The 16,476-nt window shown below is 63.9% G+C and carries 11 protein-coding genes; 6 read left to right on the top strand and 5 right to left on the bottom strand.

Annotation, left to right across the window (positions count from 1 at the left end; translation table 11 throughout):
- Positions 1 to 158: 158 nt before the first annotated feature.
- The 3 genes from rpsU to AC6RV7_RS00835 all read left to right on the top strand — a co-directional run bounded on the left by rpsU (position 159) and on the right by AC6RV7_RS00835 (position 2,264).
- Positions 159 to 356: a 30S ribosomal protein S21 gene (rpsU, locus tag AC6RV7_RS00845; RefSeq protein ID WP_500091994.1), complete on the top strand. Its 198-nt coding sequence runs from the start codon at positions 159 to 161 to the stop codon at positions 354 to 356.
- Positions 357 to 453: 97 nt separating this feature from the next.
- Entirely contained in the window at positions 454 to 1,404 is a 951-nt protein-coding gene (locus AC6RV7_RS00840; protein WP_500091993.1) for a sugar phosphate isomerase/epimerase family protein, read from the top strand.
- 8 nt (positions 1,405 to 1,412) lie between these two features.
- Positions 1,413 to 2,264: a redoxin family protein gene (locus AC6RV7_RS00835; RefSeq protein WP_500091992.1), complete on the top strand. Its 852-nt coding sequence runs from the start codon at positions 1,413 to 1,415 to the stop codon at positions 2,262 to 2,264.
- 97 nt (positions 2,265 to 2,361) lie between these two features.
- On the opposite strand, the gene AC6RV7_RS00830 is transcribed toward AC6RV7_RS00835, so the two are convergent.
- Positions 2,362 to 3,390, bottom strand: coding sequence for an A/G-specific adenine glycosylase (locus AC6RV7_RS00830; protein WP_500091991.1), 1,029 nt, complete (start codon positions 3,388 to 3,390; stop codon positions 2,362 to 2,364).
- Positions 3,391 to 3,474: 84 nt separating this feature from the next.
- On the opposite strand from AC6RV7_RS00830, the gene rnhC reads away from it, so the two are divergent.
- From rnhC to AC6RV7_RS00815, 3 genes are all read left to right on the top strand, one after another.
- Positions 3,475 to 4,488, top strand: coding sequence for a ribonuclease HIII (rnhC, locus tag AC6RV7_RS00825; RefSeq protein ID WP_500091990.1), 1,014 nt, complete (start codon positions 3,475 to 3,477; stop codon positions 4,486 to 4,488).
- A gap of 123 nt (positions 4,489 to 4,611) precedes the next feature.
- Entirely contained in the window at positions 4,612 to 5,370 is a 759-nt protein-coding gene (gene rnhB / locus AC6RV7_RS00820; protein WP_500091989.1) for a ribonuclease HII, read from the top strand.
- Positions 5,371 to 5,482: 112 nt separating this feature from the next.
- Entirely contained in the window at positions 5,483 to 6,664 is a 1,182-nt protein-coding gene (locus AC6RV7_RS00815) for a two-component system sensor histidine kinase NtrB (protein ID WP_500091988.1), read from the top strand.
- Between the two features lie 34 nt (positions 6,665 to 6,698).
- Here the strand turns inward: AC6RV7_RS00815 and AC6RV7_RS00810 are convergent, their stop codons facing one another.
- The 4 genes from AC6RV7_RS00810 to AC6RV7_RS00795 all read right to left on the bottom strand — a co-directional run bounded on the left by AC6RV7_RS00810 (position 6,699) and on the right by AC6RV7_RS00795 (position 16,463).
- Positions 6,699 to 7,763, bottom strand: a complete 1,065-nt coding sequence (locus AC6RV7_RS00810) for an NAD-dependent epimerase/dehydratase family protein (RefSeq protein ID WP_500091987.1) — start codon at positions 7,761 to 7,763, stop codon at positions 6,699 to 6,701.
- Positions 7,764 to 7,924: 161 nt separating this feature from the next.
- On the bottom strand, positions 7,925 to 9,661 hold the full coding sequence (locus tag AC6RV7_RS00805) for a hypothetical protein (protein WP_500091986.1): 1,737 nt from the start codon (positions 9,659 to 9,661) through the stop codon (positions 7,925 to 7,927).
- Positions 9,658 to 15,483: a hypothetical protein gene (locus tag AC6RV7_RS00800; RefSeq protein ID WP_500091985.1), complete on the bottom strand. Its 5,826-nt coding sequence runs from the start codon at positions 15,481 to 15,483 to the stop codon at positions 9,658 to 9,660. The genes AC6RV7_RS00805 and AC6RV7_RS00800 overlap by 4 nt, the downstream gene beginning before the upstream one ends.
- Complete coding sequence (locus tag AC6RV7_RS00795; protein WP_500091984.1) at positions 15,471 to 16,463, bottom strand: class I SAM-dependent methyltransferase; 993 nt, start codon at positions 16,461 to 16,463, stop codon at positions 15,471 to 15,473. The genes AC6RV7_RS00800 and AC6RV7_RS00795 overlap by 13 nt, the downstream gene beginning before the upstream one ends.
- Positions 16,464 to 16,476: the final 13 nt, after the last annotated feature.

Raw genomic sequence — 16,476 nt, 5'->3', positions numbered from 1 at the left:
CGTGGCTGCGGCGTAATTTGGAGGCGGTGCCCACGGGGAAAGTGGCGGAACGCCACCGCAAACCGAGGGCGGGCGGCAAACGGCGAAAAAGACCATTGACGCGTGTGGGGAGGGGTGGCGTAGTTACCCACTTTTCTCTCACCTTCCGTCCGTCCCACATGGCTATCGAAATCAAAATCCGTAAGAATGAGCCGGTTGATCGTGCGATCCGTCGCATGAAGAAGAAGCTCGATCGCGAGAACATCATCAAGGGTGTTCGCGCCAAGCGCTACTACGAGAAGCCGTGCGAAAAGCGCCGCCGCAAGGAGAAGGTCCAGGCCTTCACCCAGATGCTGCGCCGCCGTTACGAGAGCTGAGGTTCTCGGACGCTGAATTTCAGCCGCGCTCCCGGTCGTCCGGGGCGCGGCTTTCTTTTTGCGTGCAACGGGATGGGATTTTCGAGTTTTTGGTGAGGTGAAGCCTGTGTTTTCGCTTTCCTGCTGCTGGTGCTCGCACCGTCATTCCGACGGCTACGCGATGGCCCGGGAGATGGCCGACATCGGATTCGAATACGTGGAACTGAGCCACGGCGTCCGGATCACCCTGGTGCCCGGCATCCTGAAAGCGGTCGACGAGGGCATCATTAAGGTCAGCTCGACGCATAACTTTTGCCCGTTGCCCATGGGCATCGTGCATGCGGCGCCAAATCTCTTCGAGCCATCGTCGCTCGACGCCCGCGAGCACGACCAATGGCTGCGGCACACCAAGCGGTCGATCGACTTTGCCGCGCAGGTGAAGGCGCGCGTCCTCGTCTGCCATTTGGGCAGCGTCCATTTTTTCTGGCTCAACCCCGGCCGCAAACTCCGCGCCTACGCCCGCCGGCATGCGCGCGACGCCCACATGGGCAATCCGCGTTACCGCGCGTTGCTCGACAAATGCAGCAACCGGCTGCGCAAGCGTCTCGGGCCGTATTGGGAGCGAACGAAAGAGACGGTTGGCGAGGTGCTCGCCTACGCGAAACAGAAAGGCGTGCGGCTGGGCTTCGAGAACCGCGAGAAATTCGAGGAACTGCCGTTCGATGCGGATTTCGCGGATTATTTCGCGAGTCTGCCGGCCGACGTTTCCGCCGGCTACTGGCACGACACGGGGCATGCGGACATCAAACAGTCGATGGGCATGATCGACCACCGCGCGCAGTTGGAAAAACTTTCGGCGCGCACGATCGGCTTTCATCTGCACGACGTCGACGCCGAGGGCTCGGATCACCAGCCGATCGGCACCGGGCACATCGATTTCGGCATGGTCAGCGAATTCTGGCGGCCGGAACACGTGCTCGTTCTCGAACTGAGCCCGCGCGTGCCGGTCGAAGGCGTGCGCATCTCGAAAGAACGCGTCGAAGCCTTGCTCGCCCGCAAATGGGCGTAACCTCACTTATGAAATTCAGAACGTTTCTTCTCTGCGCCCTGGTGCTGGGCGCGTCCGGCGTCGCGGGTGCGGCGGACACCGATTCGTCCGCCACCACGGCGACCTCGCCGCAGGGCGTCGACGAGTTGAAGGCACTGATCGAGCGGATCAAAACCAAGCTGACCGCGGGCGCGCGCACGGAGGCGGATCTCGCCGAAGAGTTGAAGGCGTTCGACACCCTGATCGCCGACCATCGCGGCCAGCCGACGGAACTGAGCGCGCAGGCGATGCTGATGAAGGCGGCGCTGTATCTGCAGGTGTTCGAGGACTACGACCGCGCGGCGGAATTGCTGACGGCGCTCAAGGAGGAGTTTCCAGATTCGGAATCGGGTCGGACCGCCGTGCAGCTGCTCGCGCAACTGGACCAGCAGAAGGAGAGCTTGCAGGCGCAGGCGGCATTGAAGCCCGGCGCGGTGTTCCCGGATTTCAACGAAAAGGATCTCGCGGGCCAGCCGCTCTCGGTCAGTCAGTTCAAGGGCAAGGTCGTGTTGATCGATTTCTGGGCAACGTGGTGCGGACCATGCGTGGCGGAACTGCCGCACGTGTTGGCGGCGTATCAAAAGTATCACGACAAAGGTTTCGAGATCGTCGGGATCAGCCTCGACCAGAGCGAAAGCGCGCTGAAGAATTTCATCGCGGAGCGCAAGATGACGTGGCCGCAGTATTTCGACGGTCAGGGATGGAACAGCAAACTCGGCCGCGCGTATGGCGTGAACAGCATTCCCGCCACCTACCTGTTGGATAAGGAAGGCCGGATCGTCGCGAAAAATCTGCGCGGCCCTGCGCTCGAGCAGCAACTCGCCAAACTTCTCGGCGAATAATTCGGCGATAAAGAGGTGGGGACGCGTGTCTCCACGCGTCTTGAGTTGGGTGCACGCCGCGCCTTTGGATGAGCGCGGACGGCTCGGAGAGCCGTCCCTACCGTCCTTTGAGCAACTCGCCGATCCAGCGGCGATGCGGGCCGGACAGCGTGATCGTGTCGAGGTCGGACCGCGACACCCACACCAGTTCCGGTCCGGGCGTTCCGCGCGGCGCGGGCGCGCGATAGATCGATTCCGTGATTTGAAAACGCGTGATGCCGCGCCGCTTTTTTGCGAGCAGGTGTTCGTCGTTCAGTCGCCCGGCGTCGATACCCGCTTGTTCCGCGGTGGGAAGTTCGTGTAACTCGGCCAGCCGCCGCGCACCGGCGGCGGCGCGATGCAGCAGGAGCGCGCCGTCGCGCTCGCACCAGACGCGCGTCACGGCGCGTTGCTCCATTTGCTTCGGCGCGAGCCGCGGATAATCCTCGGGATTCCCGCGCTGACCGGCGGCGCAGAACATCCGCACCGGGCAGGTCAGGCAGAGCGGCTTCTGTCGGAAGCAGACGGTGGCGCCGAGCTCCATCATCGCCTGATTGTGATCGCCGGCGGCCTCGTGCGAGAGGAGTTCGCTGGCCAGCGGCGTGAAGGCTTTCGCGGCGGTCGCGGAATCGCGAAACGACGTGGCATCAGCGGTCAGCCGCGCGAGGATGCGCACGACATTGCCATCGACGCAGGCGGCGGGCGCGTTGAACGAAATGCTGGTGATCGCCGCCGCGGTGTAGGGACCGACGCCCGGCAACTCGCGCCACGCGTCGGGCGTGCGCGGGAGTGCGGGGAGCGCGGTGACGGCTTTCGCGAGTTTGTGCAGATTGCGGGCGCGCGAGTAGTAGCCGAGGCCTTCCCAGAGTTTCAGGACGCGCGGCTCCGGCGCGGCGGCAAGCGCGGCAAAATCGGGAAACTCTGCGAGCCAGCGCGCGAAATAGGGGAGAACCGTTTTCACCTGCGTCTGCTGCAGCATGAACTCGCTCACGACCGTTTTGTAAGCCGAAGGCCGGTCGCGCCATGGCAGCGTGCGGGCGTGCCGGCGATACCAGGCCAGCAGCGCGGCTTGAAACTCGGCCCGGCGGGCAGTGAGGGTCGGCGTCACAAAAGGTCCAAGAGGCACAAAACTTCGTCGCGGCCCAAGCAGAATTTTTTTGTGCTTTCCCCGCTTTTTGTGGCGAATCGCGTGATGCCAAGAAAGCCAGCCGAGGAAGAGGCGCCGAAAAAGCTCTCGTCCTACACCACCAAGCTCGACGACGCGCAGATGGAGAAGCTCCACGCGATCTGCAAGGCACGCGGTTTCACGCCGTTTGAGGTGGCCTATACGCGGTTCGCGTTCAAATCCGACGCGGCGCGCATAAACATCAGCGCCTACACGAGCGGCAAGGTCGTGATCGCCGGCAAGGGCACCGAGGAGTTTATCACGATGACGCTCGAGCCGGAGGTCACCGGGGTGGCGAAGCTCGGCTACGACGAGGCGCTGCATCCGGACTGGTTCGAGTCGCACGCGGGCCTGGACGAAAGCGGCAAGGGCGATTTTTTCGGACCGGTGATCGCGGCCACGGTGATTGCCGACAAGGCCGCGATCGACGCGTGGCGCAAGGCGGGCGTGCAGGACTCGAAGAAGATCACGGAAACGCGGATCCTCGAGCTCGACCGGATCATTCGCGAAACGAAGGACGTCGTTGTGCGCACCTGCTATTGCGGGATGGCGAAATACAACGATTTGATGGCGCGGCCCGGCGCGAATCTCAACCGCCTGCTAGCGTGGCAGCACGCGACGGCGCTCGAACAAGCCCTCGCAGCGAAGCGCGTGTCGTGGGGATTGCTCGACCAGTTTTCCGAACAGCCGCTCGCGCAACGGGAGCTCGCGCGCAAAGGCGTGAAGGATTTCGAACTCAAGATGCGGACGAAGGCGGAAGAAGATCCCGTCGTCGCCGCGGCGTCGGTGGTCGCGCGCGCCGAGTTCGTGCGACAAATGAACCTGCTGTCCCGCCGCTTCGGCGCGAAACTCCAGAAAGGCGCCGGACCGCTGGTGAAGGAGCAGGCGCGCCAGATCATCGAAAAGTTTGGCACGCGGGCGCTCGGCGAGTTCGCCAAGCTGCATTTTCGCACGGCGTATGAGGTGGTTGCGGCGATGGGCAAACTGGACGAGTTGCCGTTGAAGGAGCCGCGGGAGAAAATGGAGTGGGGCGGACGATGAAGGGGTGGGTTTTGAGATTGGACACGGCGGTAGGGACGGCTCTCCGAGCCGTCCGCTTTCCCGCAGCGACGATCTTTAACGGACGCCTCGGAGAAGCGTCCCTCCCGTCGATCACGCGTTAGCATGCCGAAGCGCAGACAATTGCGGGCGTTCGATCTGAAGCAGATCGAAAGTTACCAAAGCCTCATCGGCGTCGATGAAGTGGGGCGCGGCGCGTTTGCCGGGCCGGTCGTGGCGGCGGCGGTGCTGGTGACGCGCGAGTTTCTGGAGAGCCGCTGGGCGATCACGAAAGCCGGGCGCGTCAACGACTCGAAAGCGCTCAACGCGTCGCAGCGCGAGGAGTTGTGGCAGGAGTTCGAGACCCTCGCGGCGAACGGAATGATCCACGCGCATTTCGGCGTGGCGGGCGTGGACGAGATCGCGCAGTTCAACATCCTCGGAGCCACCAAGCTCGCGATGCGCCGGGCGCTGGAAGCGATCCATCCGCCGGATGCCTTCGAGCGCAAAGTCGAGCCGGACCTGTTCTCGAGTTTCGAGGAGCGCGCGGCGTTTCAGCCCACGGTCTCGGCGCGTGTGCTCATCGACGGTCTGGCGTTGCGCGGCTTTCCTTATCCCCACACGGCGTTCGTCAACGGCGACGCGCGCTCGCTCTGCATCGCGATGGCTTCGATCGTGGCGAAGGTCGCGCGCGACCGGCTGATGTGCGAGCTCGACACGAAATTCCCCGGCTACGGTTTTGCGCAACACAAAGGCTATGGGACGGAGGAGCATCGCGAGGCGGTGCTGCGGCTCGGACGCTGTATCGAGCATCGCGAGATGTTCCTGCGCAAGCTGCTCGCGGTGCGCGTCGATCCCGCGCAGATGGAAATGTTCGGCGAATGAAATGCTGAAGACATCGAGCGCCGGAACGCCAGAAACCTGAAACGCTGAGAAGCCGGGAACGGGCGGAGTTTTCAGCATTTCAGTTTTTCCGGGTTTCAGTTTTTGTGCGCCCATGCCCGGTAAGAAGAATTCCTCGCTGGACCGCGTGCTTGGACGCGTCGAGTCGCTCGACTCGGTCAATCTCGCGAACCTCGTGCAGCGGCTCGCGCGCGAGCGCGGGCTGTTCGAGGACATCTTCAACGTGCTGCAGGAAGGCGTGCTCGTGATCAGCGCGGATGGGCGGATAGAATACGCCAATCGCGCGGCGCAGCGACTGATCGGCCTGGCGGACGAAGACCTGTCGGGGCAGACGCTGTGGCGGCTCGTGCCAGGACTGCGACCCTCGCTCGAGCGCGCCCTCGACGCGGAGGGCGTGGCGTCGCTGCCGATCGTGGCGCGCGAGTTCGAGCTGACGTATCCGGAGCCGCGGACGGTGCGGCTCTACATGGTGCCGTTTCGCAACGAATCCCGCGGCGCGCTGCGCCGGTTTGCGGTCATTCTCTCGGACATCACGCGCGACAAACAAACCACGGAGGCGCGGATCGAAAACGAGCGGACGTCATCGATCCTGCTACTCGCGGCAGGCGTGGCGCACGAGCTGGGTAATCCGCTGAATTCGCTGACGATTCACCTGCAGTTGATCGAGCGCCGGTTGAAGAAGCTGCGTTCGGCGAAGGACAAGGACGTCGCGGGGCTCGAGAACTCGATCGGAGTCTGTCAGGAGGAGGTCCGACGGCTTGACGGGATCATTAGCAACTTCCTCGAGGCGATCCGGCCGCGCACGCCGGACCTCTCGGAGACGCACCTCGCGGAGCTGCTCGCGGACGTCCTGCGTTTCCAGCACGGCGAGCTCGCGGATCGCGGGATCACCGTCGATGCGGAAGCGACGGGCGAGCTGCCGGTGGTGATGGCGGATGCCAATCAGATCAAGCAGGTGTTTTTCAACATCATCAAAAACGCGATCGAGGCGATGCAGCCGGGTGGAAAATTGAAAATCCGGTCGCACGCGGACGACGACAATGTGTATTTGCTCTTTGGCGACACCGGCGCGGGGATCAAGCAGGAGGATCTCGTGCGGTTGTTTCAGCCGTATCACACCACGAAATCCAGCGGCCACGGTCTCGGCCTGATGATCGTGCAGCGGATCATGCGCGACCACGGCGGCCAGATCGGCATCGAGAGCAAGGAAGGCGTGGGCACGCTCGTGACCTTGCAGTTTCCGCGGAAAGACCGCCGCGTCCGCATGCTGCAGTGAGGGCGCGGCGGCGCGAGGTGGATGCGCGCGGTGGTTATGCGGCCTGGGGCCGGCGCTGCCAGGCTTCGACGATCTGGCGGATCGTTTCCTCGAGCGACTGCGTGATGTCCCACGACGGGTAGTGCGCGCGCATCTTGCGCAGGTCGGAGTAGTAGCAGATGTGGTCGCCGATGCGGTTCTGGTCGACGTAGGTGTAGACCTGGGGCTTGCCGGTGAATTTTTCGGCGATCTTGAACGCCTCGAGGATGGACGTGCTGTTGGCCTTGCCGCCGCCGAGATTGTAGACCTCGCCGGCGCGCGGCGCGGCGACGAAAGCGGCCATGAACCGCGCGACGTCGAGCGAGTGGATGTTGTCGCGCACCTGTTTTCCCTTGTATCCAAAAACCTTATATTCGCGGCCCTCGAGATTGCATTTCACGAGGTAGGAGAGGAAGCCGTGGAGCTCGACGCCGGAGTGGTTGGGACCGGTGAGGCAGCCGCCGCGAAGGCAGCAGGTAGGCAGGTTGAAATAGCGGCCGTATTCCTGGACCATGACATCGGCGGCGACCTTCGACGCGCCGAAAAGCGAGTGCTTCGACTGGTCGATGGTGAACGTCTCGGCGATGCCGTGTTCGTAGGTCGGATCGGCGTAGTCCCAGCGGGTCTCGAGTTCCTTGAGCGCGATGCGGTTGGGAGCGTCGCCGTAGACCTTGTTCGTGCTCATGTGGACGAACGGCGATTCGGGCGCGGACTGGCGGGCGGCCTCGAGGAGGTTGAGTGTGCCGACGGCGTTGGTGTCGAAATCGTCGAACGGGATGGCGGCAGCGCGATCGTGGCTGGGTTGGGCGGCGGTGTGGACGATGGCGTCGGGCTTGACGGATTTGACGAGGGCGAGAACGCCGGCGCGGTCGCGGATGTCGAGCTCGTGATGGACGAAGTCGGGCAGCTCGTGCGCGAGGCGCTGCTGGTTCCAGCGGGTGTCGCCCTGCGGGCCGAAGAAGACGGCGCGCTGGTTGTTGTCGACGCCGTGGACGGTGTAGCCGAGTTCGCGGGCGAAATAGACGCAGACTTCGGAGCCGATGAGACCGGAGGAACCAGTGACGAGAAGGGTTTTGGGCACGAGAGGAGGAAGTTGAGAAGAACCAGCTAAATAAGCGACGCACGTCGCGGCGCAACTCGAACGATGGTCGTGCTCCCCCGGGTGAGACGTCCGCGGGTTTCCCGAGGCGATTGAGGGGGCGCGGCCGACGTGCGGAGCGCGGGAAACGAGCGAAACGGGCTTTACTGTTTCCTGATATAAATGCGGCTGCCGTCGACGGTCGCCGCCAGAAAGTAGTGACGAGCCACAAAATCCCGCAGCGGTGGAAAACTCTCGTGGCGATGCTCAGGGGTGCGGTCGTTGTAGCCGAAATTGTTTCCGCCCACGGCATCGACGAAAATGCGGGGCAGCCGACGTTGCAGATCCCACAGGTATCTCTGGCGATAAAACTCCACCATGGAGCCTTGAATCTGCCGTTGCGTATTGCCGTCGCGGGCGGCTTGGGGAAGGCCGGTCTCGACGTAAAAATAGGGCATCCAGCCCCATACCGTCATCGTGTCGCCCGGCTGGGCCAGCTGGGCGATGGCGATCGAGGCGGGGTATCTCATTTCGCCTTGCCGCCGAGTCCACTCGCCACGCATTTCAGGATTCGCTCGTTGGAGACGGGCGACGATCAGCGGGCTCGCCATCAGAAGCGCCAGTATTGCCAGCACCGCGAACTCGGCCCGGCCCGACAGCTTTGCCATGCGGAAACGAAGTTCGCACCACGCGACGATGCCCAGCGCTCCGAGAGGCACGCTCAAAAACTGCAGGTAGTGCGCGAAGAAGCGACGCGGCGCCAGCACGCAATAGACGCCGGCCGCCACGACCACCGCGGCAAGGAGGAAGCGGGATGCTCCGCCCGGACTGAGCGAGAAACCGCGCACGCGAATCCTGGAGAGTAACGTCGCGTCGGCTGGGAGCCAGGGCCGGCGGATCGGGCGCCAGCGGCAGGAGACAACCAGCGCGGCAAGGAAAGCGAGGATCGTGATGCCTGCTGCCGCCTGCAACCCGGGCGCGACGTCCATCCAGCTCCAAAGCTGAGAAATCATCCACCACCACGAGAACTCGCCGCCGTCCGCGTAGAGCAGGTTGTTCAAAACATACGTAAGCCAAAACTGCTGGGTGAGTCCCCAAATGATCAGGTAAACCGCGAGGAACAGCGAGGGGGCCAACGCGCCGGCGATGAGGGCCGTTACGAACCGGCCGCGCGCGGGTCGCCGCCACGCCGCGATCAGCGACACGACTCCGATGGCGACGCCGAGGGGGATGCCTTGGATCTTCGCGTAGGGGATGCAGCCCAGCAGCGCCCCGCCCAACGCGAGTAGCGATGCGCGTTGGCGAATGGACAACTCCGGGGAACGCAGTGCCGATGCGAGCGGCCAGATCGCAACAAGCGCAAAAAAGATCGCGGGCATTTCGCTCGTGTATCCGGAGAAGTCATAAAAAGAGATGGAGACCCAAAGCAGGATGACTGGCGCCAGCCCCAGTCGAATCGCGGAAAAGGAGCCGCAATGCCGCAGCCCGCGGGCCGCGAGCAGCCAGCCGCCGATCATCATCATCCCGCCGACGAACCGGGCGCCGCCATAGCTGAGCGGAACACCGAAGGCGTGGGCGAAGAGCAGGGGGACGTCGGCGAGCGGACCGTGAGTCGTGCCGTCCACGTATTTCCAAAAAATGGGATACGACTTAAGCGTGATCGCGCCCGCGATCATTTGCGCCTCGTCGGGATTGGCGATCGCGGGACCGACCAGAAATGGCCAACGCCAGGCCAGCAGCAGCAGGACGCTTGCGCCCGACCACAGCCACCAGGTTCTCGGCCAGCGGCGATCGTCGCGATCGATGAGCAGGGTGACCGTCCACGCGACGGTCGTCAGCAGCGCGATGCTCCAGTAGTGCCAGGGCTCGCGATCGAGCCAGTCAAGCAAGGTTCTCGTCATGACGCCCCTTCATTCTCCGCCACCGCGACTTCCCGATGCGGTCGGCAGCCAATCAGAATTACCCCCGCTGCGCCGAGGATTATGATTCCCCAGGCCAGCGGTTGCATGTTCCCCCCGATGACCCCATTGCCGGGAACCCAGGTGAACACGAAGGCCGCGAGTTGAAGCACCGCCATCGCGGGGATGGCGAACCGGCCAACAACGTCGCACCAGGCGGCGAACAGTGCGAACAAGGCAATCATCGCAGCGAAGGATCCCTGGTGAACGATGGCTTCGCCTCCCTTGAACATCAATGCGCACCAGACGCAGAGTGTCCCGAGACTCCAGGCCAGCAGCGCGCCGTGTCTTTTCGCCCGAGACGCAGACTCCGGCGGGGCAACTCTCAAGCGCCGGAAAATCAGCGGCAGAAAGAAAAGTGCGACGAGCCACCAACCGAACGCTCGGAACGTATGGAAGAATTCGTCGATGCGGCGGGCTTCGGCTCCCGCGGCGGAGGTGGCGACTAGTTCGTGCCATTCTCCGCGAAAGAGCGTTTTAAAATTCTCGAGCTTCTGATGACCGATGGCTGCGCCGTCCAGGGCACCGTAATTCTCCCGCAGGGTTTCCCAGACTCCACGAGGGTCCGGGGCGATCTGGCCGCCAAGGTGCCACTTCACGAGGCGGTTGCCCGGTGGGTCATAGAATTTTTGATACAGCAGCCAGGGCGTGGCGGCGAGGGCGAACACGCATCCGGCGAGGAGCCAGTCCCGATACCGACCCTTCAAAGCGTCCCACGCAATCCAGGGCACGAGCGCAAGGAGAGAAAACGCCACGCCGCCGTGGGCGAGCCAGGCCATCGCGGCACAAAGCGAACCGGCAACCAGCGCCGATGAAAGCCGGCTCGATTCGGCCCGCGAGACCCATAACACAAACGTGCCGCACATCAGCGCGCCCGCGGCGAGCTTGGGCCAGACAAAGGTGGAGTGCAGCAGGAAGAAACCACTGAGGGAAAGCAGGGCGACCCAAACGGCGCTTCGTCGGGGCGGAATTTGCAGCCATCGGAGCAGACCGTAGCACGCAGGCACCCAGAGAAGTTGAAACCAGATCGCCGACATGCCGCTCACGGATTTGGCGTCCAACCCCAAGGGCGCAAGCGGCGCGCGGGTGAGCAGGATCCAGCCGGTTTGCAGCGGCGGCCGGTCGCTGGAAAGCCAGTCGCCGGAGAAAGGTTTGAGTGAGCTACCGGTATAAAGTCGCTCGGCGAAGAGGTGCGGAAGTTCATTGTCGCCCGGGAGTCCGGCGAGAAACCGATTCGCGGACAGCGCGTAGAGGCTTCCACTCCCGGAATACAAATGGAGAACGCCGATGTAGCCCAGACCGATGAAGCCGCCGAGCAGTGCGATGCGTCTGGCTTCGGGGTTCATCTGCAAGCCGCGGAGGTGATGGCCCCAGCCGAAGGTCATGCCGCCGATTGCGCCGCCAACGGCGACCAGATGTCCGAACCACGGATGCAGAAAGTAGGCCCAGAAGGTTGCATATCCTGCGGCGCAGACCAACGCCCCAGCGACGAGGGGTTGCCACGGCTGCGTGATGCCACCGAGCTGCTGGACCGCCGCGAGTGCAACCATTCCCATTCCGGCCAAAACAAGACCGCTCGCCAGCCACGCTGTCAGATTTTGAATCAGTATCTGTCCGGACGTGACACTCCCCCGCGCCAGGACAGATCCGACCACCACGACGATCAGCGCCGCGGTCAGAAACTTCAGTCCTTGGGAATCGGATGAGCGATACCAAGGTCGAGCCACATACCACATCGCAGGTGCGAGCGCAGCGGCGATGGAGAGGGCCAAAAGCGCTGCGGCCTCACCGTTGATCTGCCAGCTGGGGAAGTCGGGCGCGGCAACGATGCCGAGCACCCGGATGCCCGCCATTTCGAGCGCCGCGATTGGCAGCACCCAATACCAGCCGCGTCGGACGGGCGGCAAAGCGGCGGCCGCGTAAATGATGAGAAGAATCGAGAGCGGCTCCAGGCAGTTGCGTCCCAAACCGTCATTGCTGAAGCCCCAGAAAACCAGCATCGTCGCGAACGCACCGGCAAAAATCCAGAAACGCAGTCCGGCGGCCGACTGCGGCGCGGGACGGAACAGACTGTAGAGCGCCGCCGGATACAGAATCAGCCCCATCGCGCCCGGCAGCGATTTCGCGTATCCAATCGCCCATCGCAGTGTCGGGCTGAGCGGACCCTCCAGCCACGCCGTCATGTGCGACGAGTAGAAAAAACCTGCAGGAACAACGGTCAGCCAGAAGTTCTGCCAACGGCAATCGAGCCATGAACCGATGCTCGCCGCGGCCAGAAATCCGCGTCCGTCGCCGAGGGTATAACGGAGCATGGCGTCCGGATGTCCCAACCAGGCTTTATAGGCCAGCCACGGCAAAAGGCAGGCGGCGAGCGCGCCGGCGAACCAACCGGCCGTTCGCACGGCTGTGCGTAATCTGCGATCGGGTTCGCTTTCCCGCCACGCCCGCCATGCGAGAAAACCAAAGACCGGCGGCGTCATCAGCGCTCCCACCGGATGGCTCAGGTAGGCGAGCGCACACCACAAGGCGCTGCGCCAGGCCGGCTGTTGCGCGACGATCGCGCGCACCGCAAGCACGACGAATGTGGTGGCGAGGAGTTTGGGCCACACGAAATCCGTGTTGATGGCGACAACGGGAGCACACGCCAAAGCAAGCAGCGCCAGGCGTTGGGAATGCGGCGCGAGATGCGACGCCAGGGCCGCGCCGGCGAGCACGACGAGCGCGTTGCACAAAATCGTGAACGCGCGCGCGAGCCAGAACCCGTCCGACGAAGCGGGCCAGGCGTCCGTTCGCGCCCCTGGTGGCGATCCCGGATCCACGTCGAAGAAGGCAAAGAGAGAGGTCAACGCGAGCGGCAGCAACGGCCCGCGCGAACCGACCGACCACATCTCACCGAAGTAGGCGGCACGGTCCTCGTTACCGTCCTTGCCATGTAGAAAATAGGCGGCGGTCCGCCACGGGATGTCGTGATCCGGAGGCGACGCAATCATTCGACTTTGCGCCGTGGTGCGGGCTCCAAACTCCTGCGCGACCTCGAGCGGAAGCACGCCATAGGCGAGCGCGGCGACCACGACCGCTCCGTAGACCAGGCCCGCCTGGCAATCCTCGCGCGCCAACGGCACGCCGTGCGCCCACCAGCGCACCGCGAGCAGCAGGGCAAGAACGCCGTGAGCCAGCAGCCAGGTGACCGCGAAGACCTCGCCGTTCGCATTTCCCGTCAGCCACATCATCAAGCCGGCTGCGGCCAGGGCAAGCAGGCCGGGAATCGCGATCATAACCGTCGCGGAGAATCGCCAACCCGGAAGCCACGTCGCCAGGGCCAGCCCCGGCAGTAACAGGAGCGCGGATACGGCGACCACACCGATCGCGAACCAAAGGTAGTTGCGGCGAACGTTCTCAAGCCATGGCACCTCGTGCGGCGGAGAAAACGACGGCGCGCCGATGGCGAGCCAGCCGGCGAATGCCGGCGATGCGTCCGTCAGCACCAGCCTGGCCGGGGCGCCGCGCCATTTCTTGACATCCACGGACCACAAGGCGCTCCGCTCGGTGGGATTTTTTCCAGTAAATGCGATTCGCTTCGGGCCGCCGGGCGTTTCGATCTCCAGCGCCAGCTCCGTGCCAGGCGAGTGGGGATAGCCGGCGATCGGAACGAAAAGCTTGTCTTCGTGAAGCGGAAACGGGGCCGTCGCGAGGACGCCGGTGAATGCGTCGCCGCCATAGTAAGAGCCAAACCACCGGTCGCCGCCGAGTGCTGGTGGCACCCGTCCGGCGAATGTTTCCGCCGAAGGCGGCGGCGCGCGGGATGACAGGACGTGAAGGGCAAAATCGCGCTCTGTAAACGGCGCGGGCGTGAGCGGAGGAGGGATCGGGTTTACCAGTTTCAGCCGGACCAAAAGAACGACGGCAATGGCTCCCGCGGCCAACATCGCCGCGATCGATGCGATCGCGGCCGCCGAAGAGGTCGGCCTCACGACGCGCGGCAGCTTGCGACTGCGCCTGATCGCCGTTGCGGCTCCGATGAGCACCAATCCCGCGACGAGGATAGTGGCATGCTGCTTCGTCATCTTTTCGGCGACCCAGCTGGTCCAGCCCATCTCGATTGGCCGGGTGAAAGCGAACCAGCCGCGTGGATCGCCGTCGCTCGCCTCGATCCACCATTCGCCTGCCGGCCGGGCGACCGTCACGCGCTTCCATCGCTCGCCGGAAGGCGCCTCAGGAATCACCGGCGTTTCGCCCTCCCGACTCTTGATTGTCAATCGCAGGCGGGGCGATCCGTTGCCCAAATCGCCGGCCACGAGGAACCGCAGCACGGGCAGCGTCGATGTCGCCACAGGGTCGCTTCGCCAGGAAACCTCTTCTCGTTCGGCTTCCGGTTCGCCGCGTGTGCTTAGCGCAATCTCCCAATTGCCCCGTGGCAGCGTCGGCGCGGAATGCGGATCGCGAGGCATCGTTTCTTCCCGGAGACGAATGGGCGTTCGCACGCTCCAAGGCAGAATCGCGCGCAGCACAGGTGTATCCAGTCGTTGCCGCAACACCGGCGCGCTGGGATACGGGATCTCGGGCCATGTCTGGTTCTCGAAGACGGCGGGATCGCCGTTCGCCACATAAGAACGGACAAGCTCATGCTGCCGCTGGTGGATCTCCGGAAGCGAGCCAATCGCCCCCGTCGCCTCGTGAACGCTGCGAGTGAGCAGACCGCCGATCGCAACCACCATCCACGCGCCGACGAACCACGGTCGGGATTGGCGCAAAATCAGAAGGCCGCCAACGGCGACGTTGATCGCGAGCAGATCTGTGTAACGCGACGCCTCAACTGCGCCGCCGCCGCGGCCGTAGGCCAGCGCGAGCGCCTGCAGCAGGCTCCAGCTCAACAATCCGAGCAACACGGGATCAGGTGCGTTGCCGGCGCCGCGTCGCAGCGCGCGCCAGATAAAAATCGCCGCGGGCGCGAAGACCAGCGGGAGAAACCACGGCCCGGGCCACGCGAGCAACTGCAGCAGCGCGAAGACGAATTGAAACGGCGTGTGCGCCTTCAAAATCGCATGCCCCGCCACATCGACTTTCATCGCCCAACCGGCGACAACGGCTGCGCCCGCAAGCAACGCGGTGACGATTTGCTGCGGCGTCCAGCGACGCTCGCGAACGAGGCGATAACCCAGCGCCGACAGCACGGCCAGCGCGGAAAGAAACCCCGTCGCCATCGTCGCCAGCGCAAGCACGGCACAGAGCTGGCCGAGCGCCCAGCGAATCGTGAAACGTTCGGCCTCGAGCGAGAAGATCAGGTGTCCGAGCGAGAAGAGCAGCAGATAATAAAACTGGGCCTGAAATCCGACGAGGGTGTTTTCCCAGGAGAACGGCAGGCTGAAGAGGAGCAGCAGCAGCAATCCAAACCAAAAAAACGGCGGCCCGCGCAGCCAGCGTCGGGCGCACCACAGCAACAGAACCGCCGACGCGAGGTGAATGAACGCGTTGAACACCGTTTCGACGTAGCCATCCCATTGCCGGTTGAGCGCCGTCAACGCGAGGGTTTGAAGCTTCGTGGTGACGATGCGGTGCTCGTTGTGCGGCTTCAGGATGTCGGCCGCCGTGAGCCGGTTCTCCAACCAGGGACGCAGCGCAAATTCGGCTTCACCGTCCCATTGATCGAGCACTGGCAGATCGCTGCCGGCGCGCTGAATGAGCCAGAACTTTGCGCCGAGAATCGTCAGCGCGAAGCCAAGCAGCAGCAACCAGCGAGACAGCGCGCCCGGGCTCAGTTTTCGCATATAGCGAACAGATGATTGTCGAGCGGGAGACCTTCGGGTGTGCGCACAGGCAGGGGTGCGTAGGTGAGGATCTCGACTTTCCTGAAATAACCGGACAACAGCCCGCGGAGACTCGCGCGGGTGAAGAAGTTTTTGTGATCGCCTTCGAGCAGGTGCCAGGGAACGACGCGATAAGGATGAAGGTAGGGGATCAGTTCCAGGTTGGGGACCGAGATCAGGCAGCGATGGCCGGTGACTCGCGCGATCTCCGACAGAAACCCGGCGGGCTCGGCGATATGCTCGAGGACTTCGATGCAGATCGTCGATTCGAAGGCGCGATCCGCAAATGGAAGTGTGCGGCCATCGACCTGGCGGTGGGGAAGATTCCGCCGCGCCAGCTCGTCGCAATCGGAAGCTTTGACCTCCACGCCGAGCCAGTCGTAACCCGCATCGAGCAGCGCGCGCCCGTATCCACCAAAACCGCACCCGACGTCGAGCACGTGGCTGGGGGGCTCCGGAAGATAGCGGCGAAGCATTGTCAGGCACTCGGGATTGATTTCGGAGACAGATGCGCCCGAGGTGTAGATGTCGGACCGGTGAAACAGCCGCGTCTCATCGGGTCGCGCCAAGACGCCGTAGTCGTTCGAGCGATAGTCGCGATCGATGACCTGGATGGTGCGAGTGGCCCCGAGCACGGAGGAACCGTCGCTGAAACGAATGCGACAGCCGAGCGTGACGAACTCCCGCCTGAACAGGGACGGGGCGCTGAGCAAAACCGAAAACCCGGTCCGCGTGTCGCTCAAAAAGGAATGCGCCTCGTTGACGTCGGGACGAATGAAGAAAAACGCCGTCTGGCCGAGCAATTCGCCGTCGGCGAGCACCTCCACCGCGACCAGATCGTCGTGTCGCGATGCCGCATGCACCCAGCCTTCGATGCGAAGCGCGAGCGGATCGGCGAGCGCATTGGCGGAGGGGGTGTCGATGATGTTGATGGGATTCATGCGGGCCGTTCTG

The organism is Opitutus sp. sgz309028 (assembly GCF_059821195.1).
The sequence above is the reverse complement of the archived record's forward strand: the minus strand, read 5'-3'. Positions and strand labels throughout refer to the sequence as shown.